The following is a 7260-nucleotide window of genomic DNA, read 5'->3' as shown; positions in this document are numbered from 1 at the left end:
CAGAAGCGGCGCGACCCGCCGACCAAAGCCGATGCTGATGACGCCGCCAAGGCCTACAGAGACAGACTTTTAGGCGACCCTGAGGGAACCCCTGCACCGATGGGATTGCAAGAACAAGTCCAGGCACTCAGCTTTGTTGACTTCGAATTTTCGCAGCCCCGGGAGCAGGGCTTGCGACGCAGGGTGAACCAGTCTTTTGGGCTGGATGGACTGCTCGTGCTCTGAGCCAATCGCGACGACCGCTATGGCGTAAGCGCAATTTGTTCGAGAAGCGAGGCTGACGGTACGAAAAGAGTACGAGATCCATGGATAGGAGTCAGACCATATCCCACAATTTATGTTGATGGTGTCCAACAAGCGCATAGAGGGACGAGCAATGGCCCTTTGTTTCACCTATCGCCCGAATAGCGCCAAACCAATGGCCATTCTTGAGAAAAGTTCAGCGCACCAAGCGCTCGACATGACTCGCTCGCATTCGAGGAATGTCGAGCAGGTGGTCACAAAAACCAGAAGACCAAAGGCAAAATCAGAGCCCTACCGTGAGCAAGGATCTTGCCTTCAACTACTGACAGCATTTTGATGCGCAAACACTCCTCATTGGTTTAAGTTGTCAAGTGTTTTCGGGCAGGCGAGATGTGAGCTCTTGAATAAGTGAGCGTCGTGCAATTTCAAGATAATTGACTCGCCGCTTCGAAGAGGTAATTTGCTCTTCGCAGTCTCGAATAGCTAACACTAATTTTTGCGCGTCTTCAGGCAAGTCTGCGATTCGATAGGACTGCTCACCTATTGTAAGCATGGCTTCTGGACCACCTGGAGATTCAGCTTGCAAGGACTCATTGGAGCTGTCCATGGCACCATTCTGATTACTGATTAATGATAGGTGAGACAGACTTGGAAATCAAGCCAAGAGATCCAAGTGGGCTTAGCATTTGAGTCTCCACTGACTCACCTGCGTTCAGTGAGTGGCGCAAACAAATCCTGCATTATATTGAAGACAATGCTTATTGTGCGCTTCTTTTCCAGAACAATGCTTGCAGTGATTCCCATCCCCGAGCGTAGAGCATCTGGCGGAAGATTCTGCGGAACTGAATCAGGGTTTAATGCGATACGAGCGACATAAGCTGGAGTAGTTGCTTGCCTATCAGGCGAGGATGTGGTTGGTGAGATCGTTGTGACCACACCTTCGATAGTACCGTAGTCACTCGAAGGGAAGGCATCAACTGTGATTTCTGCAGACGTTCCAGGTTTTATAGGAGCCGAGAGACGCGAAGAAACCTGCACGCTCGCGATCAAGCCCTCCTCAGGTACAATCGTTGCAAGCAAATCACCAGCCTGCACACGTTCTCCCTTAGCTTGGATATTAAGAGACTGAAGAGTTCCACTGATAGGAGACAATATGTCAAACTTTCGAGACCGCTGCTTCAATTCTCTTATCTGATTTGTTATGTCATTCTTCTCAATGCTCTGTACGCTTTCTGCCTTTAGGCGTTCGTCCAAGAGGTTTTGTAAGTCTTGGCGATTCTGAAATACCTGATTCTGTTTCTCAAGCAGCTGAACTTCACTTGCGGAGCCCTGGTCAACAAGAGATTGTAAGCGGGAAAAAACTTCTTGGTTGAGAAAGACCTGTGCCTGGAGTTGCTTTTGCCTGCTCAAGAAGGAGCGTTCTTCATACTTATTTCTGTCATCGATCATATTGAGCTTCTTTTCTAATGTACGAATTAAAGGGGTTATATCAGCTCTGTCTAGAATGAATAGTAACTGCCCAGTGTTAACGTATTGATGTTGACGAACGTTGACCTGATCAATCAATGCTGATTCAGGACTTTTAATGGTCACCTGTGAACGAATCGTTTCAAGCTGGCCAGGCAGTTGAGCTGTTTCTTCAACAGTATTCAAAGATGCCCAAACAACCAAGCTGATTGAACCTACGCCCAGGGTCCAAATGAGGATACGACTCCACACAGGCGGCGGCTCGAGCAACAATTGCTGTGCATCATTGTCAGAAGTCTGACGAATATCTTCGCTAGGGGAGGCATTTAACTTAGAGGCAAAGCCCAGCAATCGAAGTAGATTTCGTTTCATTAGCCTACAAGCTGCTGTTGATAAAGAGCATAATACCGTCCCGCTTTCGACATCAGCTGTTCGTGGGTGCCGACAGAATCCAAGCGACCATCATGCATCATCACGATTTGATCTGCATGGATTAATGTCGAGAGGCGATGAGTAATCATAAGAACAGTTGTGCCTTTTAGTTTACGTCTAAGATTATTTACAACCTGCTGCTCAGTGTCAACATCTAAAGCACTTGTCGCCTCGTCGAGGATAACGAGGCCAGGTTTCTGCAGCAACATTCTGGCTAATGCAACACGTTGACGTTGTCCGCCAGACAAACCTGATCCCTTTTCACCCAGAGGAGTATTGTAACCATAGGGCAGAGACATTATAAATTCATGGGCACAAGCCATTTTTGCCGCTTCAATAACCTCATCTGCTTCAGCCTCAGCATCAGCCACCGCTATATTATTGTAAATGGAACCTTCGAAAAGAAGACAGTCTTGGGGTACGAAGCCTAACTGTCTCCTCAGAGAGTAGAGCTCAACCTTCGAAACATCATAACCGTCGATAAGCACCTTACCTTGTGTGGGCTCATAGAGGCGAGGAACAAGTTTAAGCAACGTACTCTTGCCACATCCACTCTGTCCAACTAGACCGGTAAAACTACCGGCAGGAATAGTCAGACTTACACCTGCTAGCTGAGGCTTACTATTCATTGAATAGCCAAAGCTGACTTCATCAAAGAAGATTTCACCTTTGATCGGAGGCATTGCAATATTAGTAGATTCGATTTCACTAGTCTCGAGCGGTTGGTTGACAACATCGCCCAAACGTTCCACAGACATAGAAACTTCCTGGAAGTTATTCCAAGTACTAGCTAGTCTAAGTATCGGCTGGGTTACATATCCACTAATAATACGGAATGCAATGAGTTGACCTAGCGTTAACTCATTCGAGAGGACTAGTGATGCGCCAACGCAGATTACGAGTATGTTGGTAGTCTTGTTGATTAGCTGAAGAGCATTTGAGCTTGCAGTATTCGCGACAACGGTTTTAAATCCTTTGTTGATATCATCAAGGTGACGACTTTCCCAGTTTCGTCTTGCTGTTAGCTCACTATTCTGCAACTTTACTGTTTGGATTCCGTTGAGAACTTCTACCATGTAAGAGTGAGTTCGAGAATGAGCCTCGGCGCGCTGTCGAATAAGTTTTTGAGTGATCGGTGTTAGTCCTAGAATGACGACTAACAGAAGGGGTATGCTTCCGAGAATAATTCCAGACAACAAGGGTGAATAGAAGAACATAACACCGAAATAAAGGAGAGCAAAGAGGGCATCTAAGACGACCGTAAGTGCTGTTCCAGTGAGAAAACTTCTTATCTTATCTAACTCATTGAGACGACTAGCCAGCTCACCGACCGGACGCTTCTCAAAATATCGTGCATTTAGCCTAAGCAACCTGGAAATAATCGAGCTTCCTATATTAATATCGATACGATTTGATATCTCCATGAACTGAAAGGTGCGCAAACTGCTAAAAACTAATTCGAGGATCATAAATAATCCCATTAGAACAGCAAAGCCCCCCAGGGCACTAGAAGACCCCTGTCCAATTACGCGATCAATGATCTGCTGGAATAGCAGTGGTGTTGCCAAGGCAAATAGCTGAGTAATGAAGCTTGCAATAAAGACTTCGAGTAGCCCATATTTGTAAAAACTCATGTACGGCAGCATCCACCCAAGACCGAACCTTGAAGTCGGAGTGCTTGATCCGCGTACAACTGAAACTACACTTACTGATGGAGAATCGGGTGAGGCTATATCTGTTAAACCGTATAGCCTGATGCCTTGTGTTGGATCAATGCAAAGTAGATTCTCATTGAATGAATCTACAATTAAGATCGGACGGTTGCCTGAAGAAGTTACAGCAATGGATGGAGTTGGAAGGCGGCTGAATTCATTACATCGACAACTCACAACTCTACCCAATAAGCCAAAGCGATCAAAGACTGTAATTAATTTGTCAAGTGAGGGTCCGCCCCTGCTATCAGTGAGATAATCAGCTGCTTTCTTAACCGTATCTCGACGAGTAGGTAAGGAAAAGTATTTAATAATCATCAAGAAAACAGCCTCGAAAGCCTTTTCTTGAGACCGTCCGGTAACTGGTGTGTAGCCAAGTTGGCGGACTTTACGAGCGAGCTCCCTATCAGAGGCAATGAAATCTGAGGGTTCAAGCTCTATCGTAGACCCTCCATCGTCAGCCCTCAAAAGTGGTGTAGGAGATCTAGCAGATTCAGACTCGATAGCACTATCTGTAGGAACCGAATCATCAATAGGCGTGCTTGATGGAATTATTTCGTGACTGCTGATTAGCCGAACTGTCTCGTCTTGCCAAGTTAGCACACGTGGTAATGGTCCTGTCCAAAGCTCGGCCAATGTGACAGCAGTGATTACCTGGCCGTATCGATACCCCTGTGCTGGCTTGTCGGCATAGACAAGCTTAGCTGATGATTGATTCGTTAGGTCAGACGCCACAAGAGGGCGCCAACGGCGCTGGAAGACGCTTACTAACTGCTGGTCTGCTGGAACAGTAAGCAATCCTTCAGCTATAGATTTCTGGAGAAGAGGAAACTCACTTGGAGATACCTGACATGAAATGATATCATGAATCAGGTCTCTGCACTCAGGCTTACGTCCAAGAGCTCCAATTAAAACAATCTCACAATCGCTGGATGCAACTACTTCTTCCTGCAAATCCGAATCGAAGCCAGAGAAGACCCCACATAAGTAAGGAGCTTCTATGCGAATTACCGTGTAAGATCCAAACTGTCTCGTAGGATCCAGTACACGGCACCATCCCGTTTTGACAAGGGTCAGCTCAGTGCTTGACTTCGATGTTTGAAGAACGGTGCCGGTCTCTACCTTAACCGTCTTACAGTGAAATTGTTCGGCGAAAGCAAGCAGCTGGGTGAACTGCGGTGTAGTTAAGAGCATCGGTCAGGACCTCGAGTTAACCCATTCCATTAATGAATCTTTTATTGAATCTAATCCCTGACCAATCTGAGACTTAAAGCAGACATCTTCTAAAAAACTCTTGGTGTTTTCATCATATTCACTATCGAAACGGTACTCCATTCTAATTAACGTATGCCAATCTTCAGCTTGAAATGGGCCAATTAAATGACCTGCTTGTGCTGTACGAAGACGTGCGGCAATTTCAGGGTGAGGCGTCGTGAGATCGACAGGACCTACAATGCCTTGGGTCTTAGATTCTGGCCCGCACGAATATCGAGCGGAAGCTTCTGCAAAAGTGATTTCACCAGCCTCAATTGAGTAATAGATCTCTTGACAAAGAAACGGATCTTCGACACGCAAAAGGCTATATAGCACGCGATCTAGCTTATCCTTGTAGCGTAGGTAGAGTGTTTCCCCGGAGGCAGTTACAAGCAGTTCTCGTAATTCCTTGCGTCGCCACTCATGGATGGCCTCTGACATCATCTCTTCGGAATCAATACCTAGGCTCATGCACCACTTCTTGCGATCTTCGTCGGTCTCCAGCTTATGTTCTTTGCAATACTTAACGAGTGCTTTATCGTGGATTATGTCTGGATCGGAAAGCTCTTGGTTGTTAAAGACAACTTGGCGCTCCTTCAGTTGGCGCAAAAATATCTCCGCCATTCCGAAGCGAAGCAAGAGTGCGAGGATGTCCCTTCCCGATGCTGTTTTAAGAGCCTGTAGGATCTGAAGGGTCTGTGGATTGATCTCGTCTTCAGAGGCCTGCCCATGTTTCTGAACTGGGGAATCCATGATACAACTTTAACACAAACTAGGTGTTAGATCCGCTGAAAGTGAGCGATAAAACCATCGATCATAAGAATTGCTGCACCGAGAACCCGAGCTTAATATGGCAGTCAAGAAGTTGAACAAGCATCAGGGCATCAGCATAACTAGGATCAACTCCGATGGCAACCGACAAATCTTGTCGAAAACGCGAAAAAGATGACCGTATCTCAGCATCAGACGAATCTTTGCAGTCTCTGAAGGCCTTATCATACCAATCCATCCATGAGTGCTCCGTTTCGTCGAGAGGTTGGAGCAACAACCGTTCCACGCAAGGTTGGACTTGGGAAACAAAATCTCCAGGATTTGTGACGTGACTCAGTAGTTTCCAAAGGGCTGATTGAGGCACGGTCGCTGTACTGAAAAATGTCGTTCCACCTTTCGACTGGAATACTTCAGATTCAGGACCGAGTCGAGAAATTACCAGTCGTCCACCTGTGAGTCGGATTGACAAGTAGGTTTGATCACCACTTAGTCCCTCGAACTGAACGGCCCAATCAGCTTGAAGTTCGGTATTACGTTGTTGAATGGAAACGGGTCGACCAATACCTGAATCTAAGAGTGAGCGCAGACCCCTTTCAGCACCGTTTGGAGTTAGGATCATTCCTAACAATATCCCCCCGAGGGCCGTCGGGCTGTCAACTTCACTAATAAGACGGTTAAATAAGGCCTGGATTGCACTTGATGCTTCATTAACTACATTAGTGCGCGAACTCCTTGAAGACTGAGATGGAGTTGATCGTGTGCTTGGCGTAGGAGGTTTCGATGATGAGCTTTGTTCCGTTCGCCGATTTGCAGAGTCGTAGAGTTCTGGGTCTGCATTCTCCAGCGTGTTATCCCTAGGTGTAGATCTAGATCCGCTGACATCATCCACAGAAAAGCGTGACCCCGCGGCACGGAGACTCCCACCGTCTTGCTGAGTATTAACGTTCAAGCTTGTGAGAGACCCTCGGTTTGCTTGTGACACATTATTAGATCCACTAGCTTTGCCGGAATGTGATAATGGTCGAGACGCATTTGAATCAATCGTACGTTGATTACTAATGTCATCACTACCACCCGAAGTATTTGGCGGTCGTGGATCTAGGGTTTGAGTATCAGGGACCGCTTCTTCTCCATTATTCGCATCGTCATTTGTGAACTCGGGTAATTGATCCGAGCCAATGGTTTGCGAATCAGGACGATCCGGAGTGAATGGAAGTAATGCGCGACTACCAGAGTTTGCGTACGTAGCTGGCGATGGCTTGCGTATAAGCTTCACCGGCATTCCGGGATCATCAATAACTCCAAAATTCAGATTATTATCGCCAAAGCCGTTGTCTGTTAGCGTCAAAATAATTTTGCTAATCATACGTTGACCATCAAT

Annotated in this window: 7 protein-coding genes; 2 read left to right on the top strand and 5 right to left on the bottom strand. The window is 46.5% G+C overall.

All coding sequences use genetic code 11. The features are described from left to right. Window positions 1-225, top strand: a 225-nt coding sequence (locus EBR25_11840; GenBank protein NBW41675.1) for a hypothetical protein, incomplete at its 5' end; no start/stop codon positions are given. 151 nt (window positions 226-376) lie between these two features. After that, window positions 377-580, top strand: a complete 204-nt coding sequence (locus EBR25_11835) for a hypothetical protein (GenBank protein NBW41674.1) — start codon at window positions 377-379, stop codon at window positions 578-580. Window positions 581-610: 30 nt separating this feature from the next. On the opposite strand, the gene EBR25_11830 is transcribed toward EBR25_11835, so the two are convergent. The 5 genes from EBR25_11830 to EBR25_11810 form a co-directional block, all read right to left on the bottom strand. Next, window positions 611-850 carry a hypothetical protein gene (locus EBR25_11830; protein ID NBW41673.1) on the bottom strand — a complete coding sequence of 80 codons (240 nt, stop codon included), beginning with the start codon at window positions 848-850 and terminating at the stop codon, window positions 611-613. A gap of 95 nt (window positions 851-945) precedes the next feature. After that, complete coding sequence (locus EBR25_11825) at window positions 946-2082, bottom strand: HlyD family efflux transporter periplasmic adaptor subunit (GenBank protein ID NBW41672.1); 1137 nt, start codon at window positions 2080-2082, stop codon at window positions 946-948. Further along, window positions 2082-5048: a peptidase domain-containing ABC transporter gene (locus EBR25_11820; protein ID NBW41671.1), complete on the bottom strand. Its 2967-nt coding sequence runs from the start codon at window positions 5046-5048 to the stop codon at window positions 2082-2084. The genes EBR25_11825 and EBR25_11820 overlap by 1 nt, the downstream gene beginning before the upstream one ends. A 3-nt stretch (window positions 5049-5051) precedes the next feature. Next, entirely contained in the window at window positions 5052-5861 is an 810-nt protein-coding gene (locus EBR25_11815; GenBank protein ID NBW41670.1) for a hypothetical protein, read from the bottom strand. A 61-nt stretch (window positions 5862-5922) separates the two neighbouring features. Continuing rightward, window positions 5923-7260 (bottom strand): hypothetical protein (locus EBR25_11810; GenBank protein NBW41669.1); only part of this gene is annotated, 1338 nt, incomplete at its 5' end.

Source organism: bacterium (assembly GCA_009926305.1).
Taxonomy (GTDB): domain Bacteria; phylum Bdellovibrionota_C; class UBA2361; order UBA2361; family RFPC01; genus RFPC01.
The sequence above is the reverse complement of the archived record's forward strand: the minus strand, read 5'-3'. Positions and strand labels throughout refer to the sequence as shown.